Genomic DNA, 22,999 nt, shown 5'->3' with positions numbered 1-22,999 from the left:
AGAGCAAGCCGAGTACAAAAGGAACTGCCATGATGAATCGCCGGACCATTCTGAAAACCGGAGCGGCGTTCGGTCTGCTGGGCGCCACACCCGTTTCTGCGGCGCCGACCATTCCGACCTATAATGTCCCCGAACAATATCTGCCACGCGAAGTCAGCCTGCGGGTGAACCTTGCGCCGGGCGAAATCCATGTGATGCCCGACGAATTCGCCCTGTATTGGACCATGCCGGAAAACCGCGCGATTCTGTTACACCTGTGGCATCGGGCGTGTGGGACTGTATGAGCCGGGCGAATTTTACGTGGGCGCGAAAAAGGAATTCCCAAGCTGGAAGCCGACTGCGGACATGGTAAAGCGTTCTCCCGAACATTATGCGCGCTATGCCGAAGACGGGCTGCCCGGCGGGTTGTCCAACCCCCTTGGGGCGCGGGCTCTGTATCTGTTCAAGCCCCAGATCGGCGACACCTTCCTGCGCATCCACGGCACGGATAAACCGAACACCATCGGGCGTGCGGTGTCCAACGGTTGTGCGCGGCTGGTGAACGATCAGATTGCCGATCTTTACAGCCGGGTGCCGATGCAAAGCCGGGTCGTGCTGTATGCGCGGATGTTGCCCAACCGGTCGTAACGCGGCCCGACGCAATCGTGACTGGAATGCATGTGCGCGGCCCCCTAGGCTGCGCACAAATCGTTTTGGCGCCCGGTTTGCGGCCATCTGAAACCGCCAAGTGAAAGTCAGAGCCATGAGCACACCCCTTCGCGCCGCAGATATCCTTGCGCGTCGTCTTTATGCCGCCGGGTGCCGCTATGCCTTTGGCATGCCGGGGGGCGAGGTTCTGACGCTGATTGACGCGCTGGAGCAGGCGGGGATCACCTTTGTACTGTGCAAACACGAAAACGCCGCCGGGTTCATGGCCGAAGGGGTGCACCACGTCGATGGCGCCCCTGCCATTCTGGTGGCAACACTGGGGCCGGGGGCGATGAACGGCGTCAACGTCGTGGCCAATGCATTGCAGGACCGGGTGCCGCTGATCGTGCTGACCGGCTGTGTCGATGCGGCCGAGGCGCAAACCTATACCCATCAGGTGCTGGATCACCGGGCCGTGTTTAGCCCGATCACCAAGACAACCTTCACCCTCAGCGCGGGGGCCGCCGGGGTGATCGCGGACAAGGCGCTGGGAATTGCCCGCGAAGGGCAGGCCGGGCCGGTGCATATCGACGTGCCGATTTCCGTGGCCGATGCACCCGGCACCGATATGGAAGGCAGCCGCGCCATCCCCGCCCCCACGGTGCCGGCCAATATGCAAAAGGCGCGCCGCTGGCTGTCCGAGGCGCACCGCCCGATCATGATCGTTGGCCTTGATGCCCTGAACGACGGCGCGGCGGACGAGGTACACAGGTTCGCCAATGCCCATTCGGTGCCGGTGATCACCACCTATAAGGCCAAGGGCGTGATCCCCGAGGATCATCCTCTGTCGCTGGGGGCGGCGGGCCTGTCGCCCAAGGCCGACAAGGTGCTTTTGCCGCTGATCGCTGAGGCCGATCTTGTGCTTTGTGTCGGGTATGATCCGATTGAAATGCGCGTGGGCTGGCGCGATCCGTGGAATCCGGCTGTGCAACGGGTGATCGACATTCACGCCGCCCCCAACCACCACTACATGCACCAGACCCGGCTCAGCTTTCTGGCTGATACCGGCGCCACCCTTGCCGCCCTGGGCGAAGGCGGGGCGGTGCGCGTGACCTGGGCCGAGGGCCGCGCGCAAGAGGCAAAGGCCACGCTGGCACAGGCCTTTCCCAGAGATGAGCCATGGGGCCCGGCGGCGGTGATCGACACTTGCCGCGCCGCGTTGCCGGATGGCACCATTGCCACGGTGGACAGCGGCGCGCACCGGATTCTGCTGTCGCAGATGTGGCGCTGTGACGGGCCGCGCACCCTGCTGCAATCCTCGGGGCTGTGTACCATGGGGGGTGCCGTGCCATTGGCCATGGGCGCCAAAATCGCCGCCCCCGACCGCCCCGTGGTCAGCTTTTGCGGCGATGCCGGGTTCCTGATGGTGGCGGGCGAACTCTCTACGGCGGCGGAACTGGGGCAGAACACGATTTTCGTGGTGTTCGTCGACCGCTCGCTGGCGCTGATCGAGCTGAAACAGCGCGGGCGGCAGATGCAAAACCGCGGCGTCGATTTCGCGGGCCATGATTTTGCCGCCATCGGGCGCGCCTTTGGTGGCAACGGGGTGACGGTGCAAAACCGCGCCGATTTGCAGGGGGCGATCAAGGGGGCGCTGAACGCTGACACCTTTACGGTGATTGCCGCTGTGATAGACCGTCAATCATACGACGGACGCATTTAATCAAGGATCACAAGATGGCGGGCGCACTGGACGGGCTGAAAATTCTGGATCTGACGCGCATTCTGGCCGGGCCAACCGCGACCCAGCTTTTGGGCGATCTGGGCGCCGAGGTGATCAAGATCGAAAACCCCGGCACCCGGGGTGACGACACCCGCACCTGGGGGCCGCCGTTTGTCACCGGCACCGATGGGCAGGCGACGGATCTGTCGGCCTATTTCATGTGCGCCAACCGTAACAAACTGTCGGTTGCCGTCGATATCGCCACCCCTGAAGGCCAGGAAACGATCCGCGCGCTGGCGGCGCAATCGGATGTGGTGATCGAGAACTTCAAACCCGGGGGCCTTGTCAAATACGGGCTGGACGCCGCCACGTTGCTGGCTGCGCATCCTGCGCTGGTTTATTGCTCGATCTCGGGGTTTGGGCAGACGGGGCCGAATGCCAGCAAGCCGGGCTATGATCTCATGGCGCAGGGGTTTGGCGGGATGATGTCGCTGACCGGCGCCATTGACGGCGAACCGATGAAGGTGGGCGTGGGCATCGCTGATGTGATGTGTGGAATGTACGCCACCATCGGCGTTCTTGCTGCCCTGCGCCACCGCGATGCCACGGGGCAGGGGCAGCATGTGGATGTGGCGCTGGTCGACAGCCAGATCGCCTGGCTGATCAACGAAGGGGTGAGCTACCTCACCTCGGGCGATGTGCCACAGCGGCGTGGCAATGCGCACCCCAATATCGTGCCCTATCAGGTGTTTGCCGCCTCGGATGGTCATCTGTTGGTGGCGGTGGGCAATGATTCACAATTCACCCGGTTTTGCGATTTTCTGGGCCGCGCCGATCTGGCCACGGATGTGCGTTTTGCCACCAATCCCGCACGTCTGGCCAACCGCGAGGTATTGATTGCCATTCTGACGCCGCTTTTGGCCGCCCGCCCCATGGCCGATATCGTGGCGGGGCTGGAAGCGCGCCGCGTGCCCGTGGGACCAGTGCAAACCCTGGATCAGGTGTTTGCCAGCGATCAGGTGGCGGCGCGGGGAATGATCGCCGAGGTGCCTTGCCCCGACGCGGCGGCGGGCCATGTGCGGCTGGTCGGGAATCCGCTTCACCTGTCGGCCAGCCCGGTCACATATCGCCGCGCACCCCCCGGTTCGGGCAGGACACGGATGCGGTTCTGGCCCGTTTGCGCGATAAACCCTGAAACATCCCTGGGCGAACAGCGGCGCGAAACTGCAATATTTGCATCCAAATCGCCTGTTTTGCCGTCAAATCATATCACGGCTCTGTCATACACGGGGCTGTGAGGCCTAATTTACACGTTGGATTGATAGGTATGCAGGACGCTGCCCTACAGATCGAGACATCCGATGACCCACGATATCTTTGGCCAAACCACAACCCTGCCGGCCGGTCCCGCGCTGGAAAGTTGGAATGCAACCCAGATGGCGTTTCTGGCCCATGGTGCGGCAACGCCAACCCATCTGGCGGTCACCTTGAGCGCGGCACCTGATTTTGCGCTGGGGCATGCGGTCAAGGGGATGTTTTATCTTTTGCTCGGACGGCGCGAGCTGAACGCCACCGCGGCCGAGGCCCTGACAAGCGCCCGCGCGGCACTGACCACAGGCCCGGTCAGCGCGCGGGAAACAGGGTTTGTCGCGGCGCTGGATCTGTGGGCTAGGGGCGATATTTCGGGCGCATTGGGCCGGTTCGAAACGATATTGGCGGCACGCCCCGACGATACGCTGGCGCTGAAGCTGGATCATGCCCTGCGCTTTGTCATGGGCGATGCTGCGGGGATGCGCCGGATGGTCGAATCCGCGCTGCCCGCTTATGGCGACGATCACCCGGGGCGGGGCTATGTGTTGGGTTGTCATGCCTTTACGCTGGTGGAAAACGGTGCCTTTGCCCGGGCGCAGCGAACCGGGACCGCGGCGCTGGAGCTTTGCCCCGATGATGCCTGGGGGCTTCATGCGGTGGCCCATGTCCATGATATGACGGGCGACGCACAGGGCGGGCTGACATGGCTGACCGGGCGCGAGGCGGCCTGGGCCCATTGCAACAATTTTCGCTATCATGTCTGGTGGCACAAGGCGCTGATGCATCTGGATCTGGGCCAGACGGACGCGGTGTTCGCGCTGTATGACACCGAGGTGCGCAAGGATCGCACCGACGATTATCGCGATATTTCAAACGGCACCACGCTGTTGATGCGGTTGGAGATGGACGGCATCGATGTGGGCGACCGTTGGGCCGAACTGGCCGATATTTCGGCGCAGCGGACCGATGACGGCTGTTTGATCTTTGCCGATCTGCATTACATGATGGCGCTGGTCAGCGACAACCGCACCCGGGCCGTCAACACCCTGATGGGGCGGTTGCACCGGGATGCCAAGGCCCAGACCACCCAGATGCACCGCGCGATGAAACGCCCGGGCCTGTCCGCGATGGCCGGGCTTGCAGCCTTTGGCGAGGCGCGTTTCGATATTGCCTTTTTCAATCTGGCGCAGGCGCGCAAGACCATGCAACTGGCGGGGGGCAGCAATGCCCAGCGGGATGTGTTTGAGCGTCTGACCATCGACAGCGGCATTCGCGCCGGTTTTCTGGACGAGGCCGAGCAGGTTCTGAACGAACGCACGGCCAAACGGGCCTGCCGCGACGATGGCTATGCGGCGGCGCGCCGCGCATTGATCGCCCGGGGCCGTGATGCCGCTTGCGCCGGGCGTGTCCCGGCGGAATAAGCCGCGTGGCAGATGGACACGGGTATGAGCATGGCAACCACCACCGATTTTCGCCTCTCCGAGAGACAGACAGCGGCGGCGCAGGTCAGGCCCACCGCGCGGGCGCGCGATCCGCGCCTTGATTTTTATCGCGGCATCGCGATGTTCATCATCCTGTGCGCCCACACCCCGCACAATTACTTTTCGTCCTGGATTCCGGCGCGTTGGGGGTTTTCCGACGCGACCGAAATTTTTGTGTTTTGTTCGGGCATGGCCAGCGCCATCGCCTTTGGCAGCTGCTTTGTGCGGCGCGGCTGGGTTTTGGGCGCCGCGCGGGTGTGCCAGAGGGTCTGGCAGGTGTATTGGGCGCATATCGGCATGTTCGTAGTGATTGCCGCGATGATGGCGGCGATCGATCAGCTTGGTGGATTTGACAAACACTATATCGGGTCTCTCAACCTGTGGAAGTTTTTCGAAAATCCCGCGCCCGAACTGATCGGGCTGGTGTCGCTGACCTATGTGCCGAATTATTTCGACATTCTGCCGATGTATATGGTGATTCTGGCGATGCTGCCGGTGGTGATGGCCCTGTCACGGCTTGGCGTCTGGGCGGTTGCCGTTGCGGTTATCGCGGTCTGGATCATGGCGCAAAGCGCGCTTTGGGCCTGGGCGGGAACCACGTTTCACGGGCTGAGCTTTCCGGCAGAGCCATGGTCGGACCGGCAGTGGTTCTTTAACCCTTTTGGGTGGCAACTGGTCTTTTTTACCGGGTTTGCCCTGATGCGCGGCTGGATTCCCGCGCCGCCCCTGCGGTGGTGGCTGGTGGCGCTGGCCGCGCTGGTGGTGCTGGCCAATGTGCCGCTGTCCAACATCGGCATCCGGGAATTGCACCTTGATTGGGCGCGCGACTGGCGGGATGCCAACAAGGCGTGGTTCGACAAATCCGATTTCGCCCTGTTGCGCTATGTTCATTTCCTTGCGCTGGCCTATCTCGCCTATGTGGTGGCTGGCCCCGGGGGCGCCCGTCTGCAACCTGAGGGGACAAGCGGGATGTCGCGCGGTTTTGCAATCGTCGTTGCCCTGATCACCAGGGTGGGGCAGCAATCCCTGGCGGTGTTCCTGTTTTCCATGGTCTTTGCCCGGTTCAGCGGCTTTGCCATGGATCAGATCGGGCGCACCACCTGGAACATGGCATTGGCCAATGCCGTTGGTTTTGCACTGTTGATTTGCGTCGCTTACGGCGTGGGCTGGTTCAAAAGCCAGCCATGGAAAGGGTCGGCCACGGGATGATTGATATGCAACGCCGCAGTTTTCTGGCCAGCCTTGCCGCATTGGCCGCCGCCCCCGCCGCCGCAATGGATGAACTGGTGCGCGCCGAGGCGCCGTTTTCCGGCGATTGGCTGCGCGCCGAGGCATTGCGCCTGTCCAAAGCACCCTATGCCCCCGCACCTGATGTGCCGCAGGCGTGGCGTGACCTGACATATGATCAATACCGTATGGTCTGGTTCAATTCGCAAAAGGCGATCTGGGCGGATGAGCCACGGCCGCTTCAGCTTGATCTGTTCGCGGCCGGGCTATATTTTGCCCACCCGGTACAGATTTCGATTGTCGAAAATGGCATGGCCCGCACGCTGGGGTTTGATTTCAGCCTGTTTGACAAGACTGACATGTTTCCCGATGTGCCGATTGACGACACCATGGGCTATTCCGGGTTGCGCCTGCGCGCCGAGATGAACAAGCGCGGTATTTTCGAGGAATTCATGGTGTTTCAGGGCGCCAGCTATTTCCGCGCCATCGCCAATGGTCAGACTTATGGCCTGTCGGCCCGGGGGCTTGCTCTTGGCACGGGCGATGCCGAAGGCGAGGAATTTCCCGAGTTTACCAAACTCTGGGTCGAGGCCCCGGCGGCGGGGGCGGAAACCTTCATTCTTCATGCCCTGCTGGACGGGCCGTCGGCCACCGGCGCGTATCGGTTTGAAATCACGCCCGGAATGCCAACGCGGGTAGAGGTGTCGGCGCAATTGCACCCAAGGGTCGATCTGGGTCACGCCGGGCTGGCCCCCCTGACCAGCATGTTTCTGTTTGATGAAACCAACCGCAGCCGGTTCGATGATTTCCGCCCCGCCGTTTATGACAGCGAGGCCTTGATGATGTGGAATGGCAAAGGCGAAGCCCTGTGGCGCCCGCTGGCCAACCCGCGCGAATTGCAGGTGTCGAGCTTTGTCGATGTAAACCCCCGTGGGTTTGGCCTGATTCAGCGCGACAGGCGGGCCGAGGATTTCGCCGATCTCGAGGCGCGCTATGAAAACCGCCCGACCCTGTGGATCACCCCCGGGGGGATTGGGGGCGGGCATCGTGCGGCTGGTGGAAATCCCGTCCGAGCGTGAGATTTATGACAATATCGTCGCCTATTGGCGCCCGCGCGATCCACTGCCTGCCGGGCAAAGCTTTGATTTTGCTTATGGTATGGTCTGGGGGGAACAGCCGGGCGGTCTGCCTGATGTGGCGCGGATCATCAACACCCGGATCGGCAAGGGGTTTGATCGGGTGCGGGTGGTTTGCACCGTTGATTTTGCCGACCACCCCGCCTTTGCCGACGGGATCGAGGCGCTGACCATCCATGTCAACGCCGACATTGATGATGTCACCCCCGGGATATTGCAGCACAACCCCGGAACCGGCGGCATGCGGCTCGCGTTCAGTTTCGAACCGGGCGAGGCGACGGCGGTGGAACTGCGGGCGCAATTGTTCAGAAACGGCATTCCGATCAGCGAAGTGTGGCTTTATAAATGGACGGCGTAACCCCTTTTCCCATCCACGGCACCATGCCGCCGCCTAGCCCGATGCACCGCCCGATTCAGGCGCTGGACCGGCCCCATGCGGGGGCCTCGGCGCCGGTGCGGGTGCGCTCACGGGCGGTGGCGTGGCGATTGGCCACCTTTGTGCCTGCGCTGCTGACAACCCTGGCGCTGATTGCGGCCTTCACCGACTGGTTCGCGGTGGATGGGGTTTCTGGGTTTGAGGGCGTCGTCATCGCTTTGATCGCGTTTACATTTTTCTGGATTGCTCTGTCGGTCAGCACCGCCAGCCTTGGGGTGGCAACGCTGTTTGTGTCGCGCCGACGCGCGGCCCCGCAGGGGCAGGGCCGGGTCAAACCGCTGCGCGTGGCGCTGCTTGTGCCAGTCTATAATGAATCGCCCGCCGATGTGTTTGGCAATGCCGCCGCCATGCTGCTTGCCCTGTCCAAAGAACCCCATGTGCATCGGTTTTCCCTGTTTGTCCTGTCCGACACCCGCGACGATGCCATTGCCGCACAGGAATTGCGCGCCTTTCACGGGCTGCGCGCCATGCTGCCCGAAGGGGCGCCGGTGTATTACCGTCGCCGCGCCGACAATGTGGATCGCAAGGTCGGCAATCTGGCCGATTGGGTGGAAAACTGGGGCGGGGCCTATCCTGCCATGCTGGTTCTGGATGCCGACAGTCTGATGAGCGGGCGCGCCATTGTCTCGCTTGCCGATGCGCTGTCTGCCGATCCGGCGGCGGGGTTGATCCAATCCTTTCCCACCCTGTTCGGCGCGCAATCCCTGTTTGGCCGGGTACAGCAGTTTTCCAACCGGATCTATGGCACCGCATTGGCCGAAGGTCTGGCCAAATGGACCGACCGCGAGGGCAATTATTGGGGCCATAACGCGATCATCCGCAGCGCCGCCTTTGCCGCCTGTGCCGGGTTGCCCCGGGTCAGGATGCGCAGCGGCGAGGAGCGCCTGATCCTGTCCCATGATTTCATCGAGGCGGGGATGCTGCGCCGGGCCGGATGGTCGGTGCGGTTTTCGCCCTGGATCGAGGGCAGCTATGAAGAGGTGCCCGCCACCCTGATTGATTATGTGCTGCGCGACCGGCGCTGGTGTCAGGGCAATCTGCAACATCTGCGTTTGCTGGCCAGTCGCGGGTTTCATGCGGTGTCGCGGTTTCATCTGGTGTCGGGGGCCATGGGGTATCTGATGTCACCGGCCTGGCTGGCGCTGTTGGTGGTGTGGTTTCTGGTGGGCAATGGTGCCGAGTCCAACGTGATCCGCTATTTCAGCGATCTGAACCCCCAGGTGCGCTGGCCGGAAATGACCCGCACCCACGGCATTGCCATGCTGGCGTTCATGTATGCCATGCTGCTGGCCCCCAAATTGATGAGCGCGGGCGCCATTCACCGGGTTGGCATCCCCCTGCGTGATCTGGGTGGGCTGCGCCAGTTTTTGTTGTCGGTGCTGGGGGAAATCAGCCTGTCCATTGCCTATGCGCCGGTCCTGATGGTGCAGCAATCCGTTGCCGTTCTGCGCACCGCCGTTGGGCTGCGTGAAACATGGGTGCCGCAACAGCGCGGCGGCGGCGGGCAGTATGGGATTGGTACGCTGATAAAATTCCACGGGCTGGAAACATTTCTGGGGGCGGTTATCCTTGGGGGGATGGCGCTGAACGTCGTGTCCCTGTGGCTGTTGCCTATCGCGCTCAGCCTGGTGATGGCGGTGCCGCTGTCGGCGCTGTCGGGGGTGAACCTTGCCAATCGCCGCTGGTCGGCGCGCCAGTTGGGCACGCCTGAAATCATCAACACGCCGCGCATCATCCGGTCGGCCATGGTGGAACGGCGGCGCTTTGCCGATCTGCTGGCGCGTTCGGAACAGGTGGCGGCGGAATAACGCTGGGGGCGCCATCACTTGCCGCGCTGAACCTTCGGATTGCGGCTGTTCAAGGGCAGGTTGCGCGCGATCCAGCCCGGCCCGGCGGACGAGCCGAGCATGCCTTCCGGCACGTCGATGATCTGGCTGAACCCGGCGTTGCGCAATTGGTTGCCCACCCGGGCCGACCGCACGCCGCGCGCACAGATCAGTGCGATGGGCGCGCCGTGATTGCCCGCCACGGCGGCGCTCAGGGCGGTGATGAAATCGTCGCGCCGCAGATCCAGCCGCAGGGCCGGACCGGCGCTGCCCGTGCGCGCCCATTCATCGGGGCGGCGAATGTCGACCAGGGTGATTTGCCCCGCCAGCGCCGCATCGTGGGCCTGTGGCGGGGTCAGGGTGTCGCCTGCGAAATCTTCGGTCAGGGCGTCATAGAACAGAGTCCGCCCATCCAGCGCGACAAACCCCGCGCCCCCCGCCAGGATCAGCGCGATACCCCCCAGAACAGCCCGGCGTGACAGCGCGCCCATGAATGGCTCAGCCCGCCGGCGCGAACTTGCCGCGCACAATTTTTTCGGCCTGTTGCGGGGTCAGGGTGGGGGGCAGCAGGCTCAGAACGTCGCCCTTGCCGTTCAGCAGATAGATAAAACTGCCATGGGCATAGATCGGGCCATATTCGGGATCGTCGAAGATATGTTTTATCTCCACCGAATAGGCATCATAGGCCACCTGCAATTCGGCCCTTGTGCCGGTCAGCCCCACGAAATCGGGGTGCAGATATGTCAGCGGCGGGCCGATCTCGGCCACTGTGTCGCGGGCGGGATCGACCGTTATCATCACCGGGCGCAGGGCCACGCCCTCGGCCGCCATGGTTTCGGTGATGTCAGCCATGAGAGGCAGCGCGGCCGAGCAGATCTGAAGACAATTGGCATAGCCAAAGAACAACAGTTGCGCCCGCCCGTCCGGGTCAACCTGGGTGCGGCGCGCCCCGGTCTGATCGGTCAGGGCAAACGGCCCGCCCACGTCAAAGGGCAGGCGGGGGGCTTCGGCCTGTGCGGGACCGCCCGCACATAACAGGGCAAGACCAACGGCGCGGATCATTCTTCAAACAACTCCGCCTTGATTGCCGCGTCGCGGTCAATGCCCAGCCCGAAATAGCCGGTGCTGGCAATCATCGCATTCACGCGCGGATCGCGGCGGAACCACGGCCCCTTGCCTTTGGCATCGGGGTTGTTTTCTGCCCAAACCTTGGTCCAGCGGTTGGCCGTGGTCCATTCGGTATCGCCCTGCTTGCGGATTTTCTGCACCAGATAGATATTCTTGGCGCCCAGTTCCGCATCGTCGATCAGCAGGCCGTCAACCTCGACATCCATGGCGCAGAACGGCAGCAGTTCGACCACAGCGCCGGTAAACAGGGGTTGGTTGTTCTTGTTGGGAAACACCAGAGCATTGTCGGCGCTGCGCACAAGGCCCAACTGGCGCGTTCCACCGCCGCAATCTGCGGGGCAATCGCCGGTGATTTCACACAGAACATCCACCACCTTTGCCTCAAATCGGGCAGGTTGTTCGGCATAGAGGTTCCATGATTTTGCCTCGCTGTCCTGGGAAAAATCCTGTGCAAAGGCGGGCGCGGCAAGGGCCACGAGGGGGATCAGGGGGGTGAGAATGCGCATCTTACCGCTCTCCTTCCGGGATGGCGAAGGGGGGAACGGTGCCGTAATCCAGATGGTTTTCGTTGGTGATACCATTGTCGGTGACGACTTTTTCAACCACGAGGTAATTCAGCCCGTCCCGTTCATAGTGCATTCCGTCAGCGACGATCTGATGACTGGCAAGGTTAAGCTGGGTATCGCCCCCGGCACTGGCGGCGCTGTCTTCGATTTTAAGAACCATGTAAACGGTGCCATCGTCGCCCAGCAGACCCACGGGAATACCGCCCGCCGAACACCACATCGCGCAGGTATGGTGGGCCGTGCCGACAACGGCATCCGGCCCGCCCATGACCCCGGAAAAGTAACACCAGGTATCAATGATTTCGCCGGTCACCAGAATGCGTTCACCTTCTGCGGCCCAGAGGGGCGCGGCAAGGCTGACAAGGCCGGTTGCAAGGGCAATTGGTCTGAGCATGACGCTCCTCCTGTTAAGCTGATATGCGACAGCCTGTCACAGCAAAAGCGAGGCACCAAACGGCAATGCCCTTGGTCAAGCAGGTGTGATCACAGGTTACCGCCCCCGAATGCGCGGATCCAGCGCATCGCGCAGCCCGTCCCCGATGTAATTCACCGACAGCACGGTCAGGGAAATGGCAAGGCCGGGCCACATGACCCGCTCGGGGTATTGTTGCAGGTAATCGGTGGAATCAAACAACAGCCGCCCCCAGGTGGGGAAATCCGACGGAAACCCGAGGCCAAGGAACGATAGGGCGCTTTCGGTGATGATCGCATTGGCGATGCCCAAAGTGGCGCTGACCATGATCGGGGACAACACATTGGGCAGGACATGCCGGGTGATCATTCGCCGGCTGGGGGTGCCGATACTGCGCGCCGCCAGCACGAATTCACGTTCCTTTAGGGCCAGAACATCGCCGCGCACAATCCGCGCCGTCTGCATCCACGAGGTAATGCCGATCACCCCGACGATCAAAATGAAAATCCCGGTTTCAGGGCCGAACGTGGCGCGCAGGGCATCGCGAAACAGCAGGATGATGACCAAAAGCAGCGGCAGCAGGGGCAGCGCCAGAAACAGATCGGTGAACCGCATCAGGATACCGTCAAGACGGCGGAAATATCCGGCCAGAACGCCGATGGTGGTGCCAAGAAACAGCGACAGCGCCATGGCCATCAGGCCCACGGCAACACTGGTCTGTCCGCCGGTGATCATCCGGGCCAATGTATCGCGGCCCAGTTGATCGGTGCCAAAGGGATGGGCAAAGCTAGGCCCCGAATTGCGGGCGCGGATGTCGATGTATTTCGGATCAATGCCCCACAGATATGGCCCCAGGACCACCGCCAGAAGGATCAGCAGGAAAAAACCAAGACCGGCCAGCGCGCCCTTGTGGGTGCGGAACTGATCCCAGATATCCCACCATTGGTTGCGCGGGGGGCGGGGCATCTGGGCGGATTGCGCGGCCCCGATCGGATTATGGATCACCGGTTCAGTCATAGCGGATCCTCGGGTCAAGCACGCCGTAAAGCACATCGGCAATCAGGTTGAAAACAACAATCAGAATGGCAAAGATAAACGTCAGCGTCTGCACCATGGGCAGATCATTGGCCTGAATCGCGGTGATCAGAAGCTGGCCGATCCCGTTCACCTTGAACACCTGTTCGGTGATGATGGCGCCGCCAAAAATGCCCGGCACCCCCAGCGCGATCACGGTCACGACCGGGATCATCGAATTGCGCAGCACATGCACCAGCAGCACGACGTTTTCCGTCATGCCCTTGGCCCGGGCGGTGCGCACGTAATCCTGGTTGAGGTTGTCCAGCATCGAGGCGCGCATGAAACGGCTGATCTGCGCGGTGGTTTGCAGCGCCAGCACCATGACCGGCATGATCATCTGCATCAGTTGCACCTTGAAGCTGGCCCAGTCGTTGACCACATGGGTGGTGTCATAGATCGACGGCAACCAGCCCAGTTTCACCGAAAAGATCACGATCAACAGCACCCCGGAAAAGAACGGGGGCACCGAATAGCCGATCATCGAAACGAACGTCCCGGCCTGATCGAACATCGAATACTGGCGATAGGCCGAATAGATGCCGATGGGCAGGGCGATCAGCACGCCGACCACATAGGCCATGCCCACCACCCACAGCGTCTGGGGTATGCGCTGCATCACGATATCCATCACCGGGCTGCGCGTTTGCCACGAAATCACCCGCAGTTTGCCATCGGCAAAGCCGGTGCCGAACAAATGATCAAACAGATTCAGCGGTTCGATCCAGAAGAACTGAACGAGCCATTTGATAAACCGGATATATCCCGGTTCACCCAGCCCCAGCGCCAGACGCATCTTTTCCTTCACCTCGGGGGGCACCGTCAGCGGCACCTGCGCCATGGGATCGCCCGGCGCGAGTTCGAGCAACAGAAAAATGACCAGGCCAATAAACAGCAGGGTCGGAATGGAAATCACAAGCCGGCGGATTGTGAATGTCAGCATGGGCTTACCTCTGGCCGGAAAACAGGGCTGGGATCAACGGGCACGGCCCCTGTCGCCAGATAATGCGTATGGGGTTCCAAGATGATACATGCCCTTGTGGCGCTCTGGCATGGCATTGACAGGGGCGGGCCAAAGCCCGCCCCAAAGGAATGATTATTCCTTGATGCGATACCAGTCGGCCGCATTCCACAGCTCGGAATCCCAGGTGTTCAACTGAACCCCCCCAAGGTGTTGGAATGGGCGGACACACGGCCACGATCCACCAGCGGAACGATGGTATAGGTGTCTTTTGTCACCATTTCGTTCAGCTTTTTGGCGATGCGGCTGCGTTCGTCCAGATCGCCCGTACGCCCCAGTTCCGCAATCATTTCATCATAGGCCGGATCACAGAACCGGTTGATGTTTTCGCCCTGCCACTGGGTTTCGGGGCGGGGGGCCTTGTCGCATGTATAGGCGGCAAGATAGGCCTCGGGGTCTGTGCCATCAAAGTTGTTGGCATACATTTCCACATCGGCATAGAACCGCTGGAACGTATCGGTCGAGCCGGGATCGCCGCCAAAGAAGACCGAGGCATCAATGGCGCGCAATTCGGTTTCAACGCCGATTTCCTGCCACCACTGTTTGATCAGGGCCTGAAAATCCTGACGCACGGCATTGACCGAGGTTTGATACAGGATCGACAGGCGCACGCCCTTGTCGTTCACCCGCACACCATCCGGCCCGGGTTTGAACCCGGCTTCGTCCAGCAGCGCCTTGGCGCCTTCGATGTCCTGCGCGATGCAATCGGTGTTGTCGCTGGCATACATGGCCGGTGCGGGCACCAGGTTGCAGGTGGGGCGGCCTGCCTGACCATAGCCGATCTCGGTCAGAAGGCCGCGGTCGATGGCCATGCTCAGCGCCTGCCGCACACGTTCGTCTGACAGGAAGGGGTGCGGATGCTTGGTGGTTGCACGTTCGCCCTCGGGCAGGTCGGGCGATGGGTCGGTCATGTTCATCTCGATCCGTTCGACCAATGTGCCGAAGGCCGAAACCGGGGTGCCTTTGCCCGCAGCCGCCATGTTGGCGATCACTTCGGGGGCGAGTTGCAGGTTCCAGGCGTAATCGTATTCGCCGGTTTCCAGAACCGCGCGCCCGGCCGCGGCCGCATCGCCGCCGCCCTTGAATGTCACTGTCGCAAAGGCCGGTTTGTTGGGGTCACGATAGTTGGGGTTGGCCTCCAGGGTGATCACGTCGTTGGGGCGGAACTCCGTAACCACAAACGGACCGGTGCCGATGGGGTTGAAGTTTTCTTCGGTGCATTCCGGGGCGCGGGCGCCTTTGCAGTCGGCGAATTGCGCCGCCTGAAGGATCGGTGACTGGCCGCCCATGAACGGCAGATACGGGTTGGGTTTGGGTTCCTTGAAGGTCACCTTGACCGTCAGATCGTCAAGCGCCTCAACGCTTTTTACGCCCTCAAATTTGGCCAACTGCGCGCAGCCGCCTTCGGGGTCCATGCAGTAATTGGCGGTGAACACAACGTCAGCCGAGGTAAAGGGCGACCCATCAGACCATTTCAGATCGGGTTTGATCGTCCAGGTGATGGTGGTCAGGTCTTCGCTCACGCCGCCATTGGCCACGGTGGGAATTTCGCTGGCCAGAAACGGCACCATGTTGCCGTCCTGATCAAAGCGGCCCAGAGGTTCCAGAACCAATGAGGCGGCTTCGATGTCCTTGGTGCCGCCCGACAGGAACGGGTTCATGATCGACGGTGCTTGCCAATAGATGATCTTGACCTCGCCGTCGCGGCCCCGGTCGCCTTCGTGGGCGTCAGCATAAGCCATAACCGGGGTCAGCGCCACGGCAGCGGCGGCCCCCCAGAGGGCAGTTCTGAGTTTCATGATATACTCCCTTGGTTGTTGGTTTTTTGGTCTTGCGCAGCCGGTCGCAGGCCTGGCCCTTGATCGGATACGGTGTCGTTCAAAAGGTGGCAGGCGGCAAAGCGCCCCGGTTCCACCTCGCGGAATTCGGGATCAATCTGGCGGCAGATATCCATCACCGCAGGGCAGCGGGTGCAGAAATTGCACCCCTGGGGCGGATTGGCCGGCGATGGCACGTCGCCGGTCAGAATCTGGCGTTGGCGCTGGCTGGCCACGGCCGGGTCCGGGTCGGGGACCGCCGACAGCAGCGCCTTGGTATAGGGGTGCAGCGGTGCGGCATAGATTGCGTCACGGGGGGCCAGTTCAACCAGCTTGCCCAGATACATCACCGCCACACGATCCGCGATATGGCGCACCATGGACAGATCATGCGAGATGAACAGATAGGTCAGGCCCATCTTGTCCTGCAGATCCTCAAGCAGGTTGACGACCTGCGCCTGTATCGACACATCCAGCGCCGCGATGGGTTCGTCGCAGACGATAAAGCGCGGGTTCAGGGCCAGGGCGCGGGCAATGCCGATACGCTGGCGCTGACCGCCGGAAAAGGCATCGGGGTATCGGTTGGCAAAGGCGCGGTTCAGCCCCACCTGATCCATCAGCTCGAACACCCGCTCGTCACGCTCGGCGCGGCTCAGTTTGGTGTGTTCGATCAGGGGTTCGCCGATGATCCGGGCCACAGTCATCCGGGGGTTGAGGCTGGCCTGAGGGTCCTGAAACACCATCTGCATCTTGGGACGCATCTGGCGCAAAGCCTCGGGCGTGGCGTCGGCAATATTGGCGCCTTCGATCAGGACCGCGCCCGCTGTCACCTCGTACAGCCGCAGCAAAGCCCGCCCACAGGTGGATTTGCCACAGCCGGATTCCCCGACAAGCCCAAGGGTTTCACCCTCGTAGATGTCAAAGCTGACACCATCCACGGCCTTGACCGCGCCCACGATGCGCTGCAACAGCCCGCCGCGGATCGGAAAGTGCATCTTGAGGTCGCGCACTTCGACCAGTTTGCGGGCGGCGGTCATCGCTTATCGCTCCCTGCCGGTCGCTCTGCGCGGTGGCGCGAACAGCGATGAGGGACGCAAGGACCGAAGAGCGCTGGGTCAAACATGGCGCGGGCCTCCGGTGGCGGGATCCCAGAAACAGGCCACATCGTGGCCGTGGCCCACGGGAACGCGGATCGGGTTCTCATTGGCGCAGCGATCAAACCCCTGCGCGCAGCGGGGCAGGAACGGGCAGGCGGCGGGGGCCGCTGTCATGATCGGCGGCTGTCCTTCAATCACTTGCAGACGCGCATCCCGCCTGCCGCTGACCGAAGGAATGGTTTTCAGCAGGCTGCGGGTATAGGGATGCTGGGGGTTGGAAAACAATTCGCGCACCGGGGCCTGTTCAACGACTTGCCCGCCGTACATCACCATCACCCGGTCCGCGATCCCGGCAATGACCCCCAGATCATGGGTGATCCAGATGATCGCCATGCCCAGCTTTTCGCGCAGATCCTTTACCAGTTCCAGAATTTGCGCCTGAATGGTCACGTCCAGCGCGGTTGTCGGTTCATCCGCGATCAGAACTTCAGGGTCACAGGCCAGCGCAATGGCAATCATCACCCGCTGGCGCATTCCGCCGGAAAACTGATGGGGAAAATCCGCCAGCCGGCGCCGGGCATCGGGGATGCCGACAAGCTCCAGCAATTCGGCCGCGCGCCGCATCGCCGCCGCCTTGTTCATTCCCATATGTTTGCGCAGGGGTTCACAGATCTGAAACCCCACATTGAACACCGGGTTAAGCGAGGTCATCGGATCCTGAAACACAAACCCGATCCGTTTGCCGCGAATGGCGCGCAATGCGCCTTCGTCAACCGCCAAAAGATCGCAGCCACCAAACAGAACCTTGCCGCCGCACACATCTGCCGGAGGCGAAGGCAGCAGGCCGATCAGCGACATCATGGTCACCGATTTGCCTGAACCGGATTCGCCCACCACCCCCAAGAGTTCGCCGGGGCGCAGATCAAAGCTGACCGAGTTGACGGCATGGATTTCGCCGGACCGCGTTTTGAACACGGTTTTGAGGTCCTTGACATCAAGGACGGGCGCGGCCCCATCGGGCATAGGTGACTCCCCAGTCAGACTTATCGTTTATCCCGGATCGGTACATTGCCGTCCGGGTTGGCCCGTACCATTGCGCAAGTTTTGCATTCCGACAACCTGTTATCGTCAGACATCCTATTATCTTTTCGCATACCTTCGGGAAACGGGTGACTTGACCTCTGGGTGCTCTGGTCGCACCTTTCGCGCAACCCGAACCCCGAACGCAAGGAATGCACCGATGCCCCGCCTGTCCGCCCGTCAGATCATGGAAACCCTCGTTGCCTTTCCCACCGTCAGCCGCGACAGCAATCTTGACCTGGTGGATTGGGTCGAAACCTATCTGGCCGACCTCGGGGTCAGCGCGACGCGGGTGTATGATGCAACGGGCAGGAAGGCGGCGCTTTACGCCAATATCGGCCCAGATGTCGAAGGCGGGATCGTTCTGTCAGGGCACACCGATGTGGTGCCCGTTGACGGACAGGCATGGGACACCGACCCGTTCGTGGTGACGCAAAAGGGCGGGCGGCTGTATGGCCGGGGCACCTGTGACATGAAGGGGTTTGACGCGCTGGCATTGTCGGCGGTGCCACTGGCGCTGGAACGCGGCGTGAAACGGCCCCTGCAAATCGCGCTGAGCTATGACGAGGAAGTGGGATGTGTCGGCGCCCCGCCGATGATTGATGAAATGGTCAAACACCTGCCCCGTGCCGCCGGGGCGATCATTGGCGAACCGTCGATGATGAAAGCGGTGACTGCCCACAAGGGTGGCACCGGGTTTCACACCCATATGCGCGGGTTCGAGGTGCATTCCTCGCTTATTCATACCGGGGTCAGCGCGATCATGTTCGCGGCCAAGCTGATCGAGTGGGCCTCGCAGGTGAATGCCGAAAACGCCGCCGCCACACCCGGTGGTTTGGCCAGCGCGTTCGTGCCACCCTATACCACCCTGCACGTGGGCCAGATCAGCGGCGGCACCGCCCATAACATCACCGCCAAGGATTGCCGGTTCGGGATGGATTTCCGCGTGGTGCCCGGCGAATCCATGGACGACTGGAAAGCCCGCTATCTGGCCAAGGTAAAAGAGATCGAGGCCGAAATGCAGGCCATCGTCCCGGAAACCGGCATTGACGTGGAATCCTATTTCAGCGTCACGCCTCTGGCCCCCGAAGAAAACGGCACCGCCGAGGCGTTGGTGCGCGCGATCACGGGCGACAACGCATCCCATGTGGTCAGCTATGGCACCGAGGCGGGGCAGTTTCAGGAACGCGGCTATTCCGCCGTGGTCTGCGGGCCGGGCGACATTGCCCAGGCGCACCAACCCAACGAATATATCGAAATCAGCCAGTTCGAGGCCGGCGAGGCATTCGTGTCGCGGGTGGTTGACAGCCTGTGTGAGTAGGGCGCAGGCGCGGCTGGCCCCCCTTGCCGCACAGGTCACAATACCCAATAATCCGCCCAATGTCACAGGAGCCACACCATGCCCGTCAAGAACCGCTTTGCCGAATTGCTGCCCGAAATCACCGAATGGCGCCGCGATCTGCACATGCACCCCGAGTTGCAGTTCGACACCCACCGCACCAGCGGGATTGTCGAGGAAAAGCTCAGGGCGTTTGGTTGTGACGAGGTGGTGCCGGGCATCGGGCGCACCGGCGTTGTCGGGGTCATCAAGGGGCGCAAGACCGGATCGGGCAAGGTGATTGGCCTGCGCGCCGACATGGACGCTCTGCCGATCATCGAGGATACGGGCCTGGAATATGCCAGCACCGCGCCGGGCAAGATGCACGCCTGCGGCCATGACGGCCACACGGCCATGCTGCTGGGGGCGGCGAAATATCTGGCCGAAACCCGCAATTTTGACGGCACGGTCATTGTCATATTCCAACCTGCCGAAGAGGGCGGCGGCGGTGGCCGTGAGATGGTAAACGACGGCATGATGGAACAATTCGGCATTCAGGAAGTGTACGGAATGCACAACTGGCCGGGTATGCCCGTGGGCAGTTTTGCGATCCGCCCCGGCGCCTTTTTCGCGGCGACGGATGTGTTTGAAATCAACGTGGAAGGGCGGGGCGGCCATGGCGCCAAACCGCAGGAATGCGTTGACCCGATCATCGCCGCCTCGCAGATCGTGACGGCCTTGCAATCCATCGCCTCGCGCAATGTGGACCCGGTGAAACAGGTGGTGGTGTCGGTCACCGCGTTCCAGTCCGAAGGCGAAGCGTTCAACGTCATCCCCCAACGGGTGCGCCTGCGCGGCACGGTGCGCACATTGGACGGCGACGTTCAGGATCTGACCCAGGAGCGGCTGACCACGATTGCCGAAATGACAGCGCAGGCCATGGGCTGTGTGGCGACGGTGAATTACACGCGCAATTACCCGGCCATGGTGAACAGTGAAACCCAGACCGATTTTGCCGCGTCAGTTGCCGAATCCGTGGCAGGCGATTGTGCCGAAGCGCCCCTTGTCATGGGTGGCGAAGATTTCGCCTTCCTGCTCAACGCCCGCCCCGGTGCCTATATCCTCGTGGGCAACGGCGACACGGCAGGCGTGCACCACCCGAAATACAACTTTGACGACGATGCGATTCCCGCAGGATGTTCATGGTGGGCCGAAGTGGCCGAACAGCGGATGCCGGTAGGTTGAGCGATGCTTAGAAAGTTACTTCGACTGATTTTCGGGTATCCACGCAAAAGAAATACTACGGTCAATAGCCTCAGGCGGGGGCGCATCCAGTCGCGCCCCGCCAAGAAAAACCACGAACGGCACGACAGCCTGTCAACATTGGCACTACGGGCGTTCTGAAAGGCAGATGTTATGTGATCGATGGCGACACTATCGTGATCAATAGCACAAAAATCAGGATCGCGGGTATTGACGCGCCCGAGATAGACCACCCTTGGGGTGTGAAATCTAAATTTTATGTCATGGGACTGTGTAAAGGCCGTGAGGTGACCGCACTTGTCCAACCTGATATTTCGTATGATCGAGTTGTTGCAAAGTGTTACCTGAGTGATGGCACCGATCTGGCCGCCGAGTTGGTCAAGCATGGGCTGGCGCTTGATTGGCCAAAATTTTCCGGGGGCACATATGCCCAGTTGGAGCCTGACGGAATCAGAAAAAAATTGTGGCGCACTGCCGCACGGCAACAAGGCCGGATGACGGTGAATAGGTCAGACGCAACGTCCAATATGTAGATCAACCAAGTGATCCGAGGTCACCCGCCGGTATGGCTCATGTGGCGGGTCATCTGGCCATCGGTGCGTTGGCGTGAATAATCAAAATCATGGCCCTTGGGTTTGCGGGCGATGGCGTTGCGGATCGCCTGTTCCAGCGGCGCGTTGTCATCCGAGGCGCGCAGGGGGGCGCGCAGGTCGGCCATGTCTTCCTGGCCAAGGCACATATACAATTCGCCGGTGCAGGTCAGGCGCACCCTGTTGCAGCTTTCGCAGAAATTATGGGTCAGGGGGTGATGAACCCGATCTTCTGGCCGGTTTCCTCAAGCCGCACATACCGCGCCGGGCCGCCGGTGCGTTCGGTCAGATCCGTTACGGTATATTCTTCGCGCAATCGGGCGCGCAGGTCATCCAGTGACCAATATTGATCCAGCCGGTCCTCGTTGCCCAGATCGCCCATGGGCATCACTTCGATCCAGGTCAGATCACACCCCCGATCGGCGCACCATTTTGTCAGGGAAAACAGCTCATCCTCGTTGAACCCCTTCAGCGCCACGGCGTTCAGTTTCACCCGCAGCCCCGCCGCCTGTGCCGCATCAATCCCGCGCATCACCTGTGGCAGTCGGCCCCAGCGCGTGACCTTGGCGAACTTCGCCTCGTCCAGCGTATCAAGGGAAATGTTGATCCGGCGCACCCCGGCGGCATAAAGATCGGCCGCGTATTTCTCTAGCTGCGACCCGTTCGTCGTCAGCGTCAATTCGTGCAGCGCGCCCGATTCCAGATGCCGCGACATGGACCGGAAAAATGTCATGATATCGCGCCGCACCAAGGGTTCGCCCCCGGTGATGCGCAATTTCTGCACCCCAAGCCCGATGAAGGTGGAACACATGCGATCCAGCTCTTCCAGGCTCAGCAATTCCTTTTTGGGCAGAAAGGTCATGTTTTCCGACATGCAATAAACACAGCGAAAATCACAGCGGTCGGTCACGGACACCCGCAGATACGAGATGGTGCGCTGGAAGGGATCAATCAAAGGCGTATTCATACTCAGAGACTAGGCAGGGCAAAGACCCGCCGCAAGGGGGATTGCCCGTTGCCGACTGGCTGACGGCATACTATCCTTGGAACATGAACAAATTATTGTGTCCCGCCGCCCTTGCCGGGTTTTTCGCGCTGTCTGCCTGTGGGCAGGTGGGTGGTTTTCTTGAACGTGACGAAGTTTCGCCGCAGCCGCCGCAAAACACCGGCGACCCTCTGGATGCGACAACCCCGGGGGTGCCGCCCTGAGCGACGATGAGCGCGCCGTGGTGGCGGCCCCCGCCGCCCCGTTCGGCACGCACCGCCGAAGATTTCGACACCACCACATCCGACCAGCGCGCCAAGGCCACGGCGGCGCCCACACAAGGCGGCGCGCGGCGGTTGGGCGAAACGGTTGCCTCGCTTGGTGATCCGTCGCAATCGGGGTTCTGGATCAAAACACCTTTGGCCAAAACCGCCGGGTCGGGGCGGATCGAAAACCCCGCCAATGGCAAATCGGCGCAGGTTGAACTGATCCCGCTTGATGGCCCTGAATCGGGTGGATCGCAGGTATCGCTTGCGGCCCTGCGCCTGATTGATGCGCCGATCACCGATTTGCCAACGCTGGTTGTTTACGCCAACTGAGGTTGGTTCCGCTGGCACCGACGTTGCCCGATCCACAGCTCTCGGCTTGGCGCTGGTAGGGTGCCATGGCGAAATCCGGATCGTGCCCTGGTTCATCCAATACATAAAGACTGTCACGTATGGTATTGATTTTAAATAAATACATTTCGAAGCTCCAACCTATAGAGAATAGCGCACCGCACCCCCTGGCCGCGTGGGCAGTGGTGATCAAACCCGCCCGGTGAAATGCAGCACCTTGGGCAGGGCCCAATTCATGCGTGTGCGCTGACCGGCGGCCAGAAC

The 22,999-nt window shown here is 61.7% G+C and carries 19 protein-coding genes and 4 pseudogenes; 13 read left to right on the top strand and 10 right to left on the bottom strand.

From position 1 onward, the window contains the following. Window positions 1-29: 29 nt before the first annotated feature. The 8 genes and pseudogenes from AC0L7P_RS13135 (at window position 30) to mdoH (ending at window position 9,749) form a co-directional block, all read left to right on the top strand. The gene (locus AC0L7P_RS13135; RefSeq protein WP_473433151.1) at window positions 30-284 is read left to right on the top strand and encodes a hypothetical protein; all 255 of its coding nucleotides are present in this window, start codon (window positions 30-32) and stop codon (window positions 282-284) included. Beyond that, a complete protein-coding gene (locus tag AC0L7P_RS13130; protein ID WP_473433150.1) occupies window positions 271-627 on the top strand; it encodes a L,D-transpeptidase in 357 nt (118 codons plus the stop codon). Before AC0L7P_RS13135 ends, AC0L7P_RS13130 begins: the two co-directional genes overlap by 14 nt. Window positions 628-742: 115 nt before the next feature. Beyond that, on the top strand, window positions 743-2,350 hold the full coding sequence (locus AC0L7P_RS13125) for a thiamine pyrophosphate-binding protein (RefSeq protein WP_473433149.1): 1,608 nt from the start codon (window positions 743-745) through the stop codon (window positions 2,348-2,350). A 14-nt stretch (window positions 2,351-2,364) separates the two neighbouring features. After that, a pseudogene (locus tag AC0L7P_RS13120) lies at window positions 2,365-3,545 on the top strand (CaiB/BaiF CoA transferase family protein). 166 nt (window positions 3,546-3,711) lie between these two features. Continuing rightward, window positions 3,712-5,082, top strand: coding sequence for a tetratricopeptide repeat protein (locus AC0L7P_RS13115; protein WP_473433148.1), 1,371 nt, complete (start codon window positions 3,712-3,714; stop codon window positions 5,080-5,082). Window positions 5,083-5,112: 30 nt separating this feature from the next. Further along, complete coding sequence (locus AC0L7P_RS13110) at window positions 5,113-6,351, top strand: OpgC family protein (protein WP_473435456.1); 1,239 nt, start codon at window positions 5,113-5,115, stop codon at window positions 6,349-6,351. After that, window positions 6,327-7,863 (top strand): annotated as a pseudogene (locus AC0L7P_RS13105) (OpgD/OpgG family glucan biosynthesis protein). The gene AC0L7P_RS13110 and the pseudogene AC0L7P_RS13105 overlap by 25 nt, the downstream one beginning before the upstream one ends. Continuing rightward, the gene (gene mdoH, locus AC0L7P_RS13100) at window positions 7,851-9,749 is read left to right on the top strand and encodes a glucans biosynthesis glucosyltransferase MdoH (protein ID WP_473433147.1); all 1,899 of its coding nucleotides are present in this window, start codon (window positions 7,851-7,853) and stop codon (window positions 9,747-9,749) included. Before AC0L7P_RS13105 ends, mdoH begins: the two are co-directional and overlap by 13 nt. A gap of 14 nt (window positions 9,750-9,763) precedes the next feature. Here the strand turns inward: mdoH and AC0L7P_RS13095 are convergent, their stop codons facing one another. The 9 genes and pseudogenes from AC0L7P_RS13095 to AC0L7P_RS13055 form a co-directional block, all read right to left on the bottom strand. Further along, complete coding sequence (locus tag AC0L7P_RS13095) at window positions 9,764-10,258, bottom strand: rhodanese-like domain-containing protein (RefSeq protein ID WP_473433146.1); 495 nt, start codon at window positions 10,256-10,258, stop codon at window positions 9,764-9,766. 7 nt (window positions 10,259-10,265) lie between these two features. Continuing rightward, the gene (locus tag AC0L7P_RS13090) at window positions 10,266-10,829 is read right to left on the bottom strand and encodes an SCO family protein (protein ID WP_473433145.1); all 564 of its coding nucleotides are present in this window, start codon (window positions 10,827-10,829) and stop codon (window positions 10,266-10,268) included. Beyond that, on the bottom strand, window positions 10,826-11,401 hold the full coding sequence (locus tag AC0L7P_RS13085; protein WP_473433144.1) for a hypothetical protein: 576 nt from the start codon (window positions 11,399-11,401) through the stop codon (window positions 10,826-10,828). Before AC0L7P_RS13085 ends, AC0L7P_RS13090 begins: the two co-directional genes overlap by 4 nt. Before the next feature lies 1 nt (window position 11,402). After that, a complete protein-coding gene (locus AC0L7P_RS13080) occupies window positions 11,403-11,855 on the bottom strand; it encodes a hypothetical protein (protein ID WP_473433143.1) in 453 nt (150 codons plus the stop codon). A gap of 96 nt (window positions 11,856-11,951) precedes the next feature. Further along, the gene (locus AC0L7P_RS13075) at window positions 11,952-12,890 is read right to left on the bottom strand and encodes an ABC transporter permease (protein ID WP_473433142.1); all 939 of its coding nucleotides are present in this window, start codon (window positions 12,888-12,890) and stop codon (window positions 11,952-11,954) included. After that, entirely contained in the window at window positions 12,883-13,890 is a 1,008-nt protein-coding gene (locus tag AC0L7P_RS13070) for an ABC transporter permease (protein ID WP_473433141.1), read from the bottom strand. Before AC0L7P_RS13070 ends, AC0L7P_RS13075 begins: the two co-directional genes overlap by 8 nt. A gap of 153 nt (window positions 13,891-14,043) precedes the next feature. After that, window positions 14,044-15,767 (bottom strand): annotated as a pseudogene (locus tag AC0L7P_RS13065) (peptide ABC transporter substrate-binding protein). Continuing rightward, complete coding sequence (locus tag AC0L7P_RS13060) at window positions 15,764-16,822, bottom strand: ABC transporter ATP-binding protein (protein ID WP_473433140.1); 1,059 nt, start codon at window positions 16,820-16,822, stop codon at window positions 15,764-15,766. The pseudogene AC0L7P_RS13065 and the gene AC0L7P_RS13060 overlap by 4 nt, the downstream one beginning before the upstream one ends. A gap of 78 nt (window positions 16,823-16,900) precedes the next feature. After that, window positions 16,901-17,905 (bottom strand): ABC transporter ATP-binding protein, encoded by a 1,005-nt coding sequence (locus AC0L7P_RS13055; protein WP_473433139.1) that lies wholly within the window; start codon window positions 17,903-17,905, stop codon window positions 16,901-16,903. Window positions 17,906-18,122: 217 nt separating this feature from the next. Here AC0L7P_RS13055 and argE point away from each other — a divergent pair, with 217 nt between their 5' ends. From argE to AC0L7P_RS13040, 3 genes are all read left to right on the top strand, one after another. Next, window positions 18,123-19,283, top strand: coding sequence for an acetylornithine deacetylase (gene argE, locus AC0L7P_RS13050; RefSeq protein ID WP_473433138.1), 1,161 nt, complete (start codon window positions 18,123-18,125; stop codon window positions 19,281-19,283). Window positions 19,284-19,361: 78 nt separating this feature from the next. After that, window positions 19,362-20,525 (top strand): M20 aminoacylase family protein, encoded by a 1,164-nt coding sequence (locus AC0L7P_RS13045; protein WP_473433137.1) that lies wholly within the window; start codon window positions 19,362-19,364, stop codon window positions 20,523-20,525. A gap of 173 nt (window positions 20,526-20,698) precedes the next feature. Then, window positions 20,699-21,076, top strand: coding sequence for a thermonuclease family protein (locus AC0L7P_RS13040; RefSeq protein WP_473433136.1), 378 nt, complete (start codon window positions 20,699-20,701; stop codon window positions 21,074-21,076). Between the two features lie 20 nt (window positions 21,077-21,096). Here the strand turns inward: AC0L7P_RS13040 and moaA are convergent. After that, a pseudogene (gene moaA, locus AC0L7P_RS13035) lies at window positions 21,097-22,100 on the bottom strand (GTP 3',8-cyclase MoaA). Between the two features lie 83 nt (window positions 22,101-22,183). Between moaA and AC0L7P_RS13030 the strand changes: the two are divergent. Continuing rightward, window positions 22,184-22,342 (top strand): hypothetical protein, encoded by a 159-nt coding sequence (locus AC0L7P_RS13030; RefSeq protein ID WP_473433135.1) that lies wholly within the window; start codon window positions 22,184-22,186, stop codon window positions 22,340-22,342. A 6-nt stretch (window positions 22,343-22,348) separates the two neighbouring features. Further along, entirely contained in the window at window positions 22,349-22,717 is a 369-nt protein-coding gene (locus tag AC0L7P_RS13025; protein WP_473433134.1) for a hypothetical protein, read from the top strand. The last annotated feature ends 282 nt before the right edge of the window (window positions 22,718-22,999 follow it).

It is taken from the genome of Oceaniglobus sp. K40-3 (genome assembly GCF_055808395.1).
The sequence above is the reverse complement of the archived record's forward strand: the minus strand, read 5'-3'. Positions and strand labels throughout refer to the sequence as shown.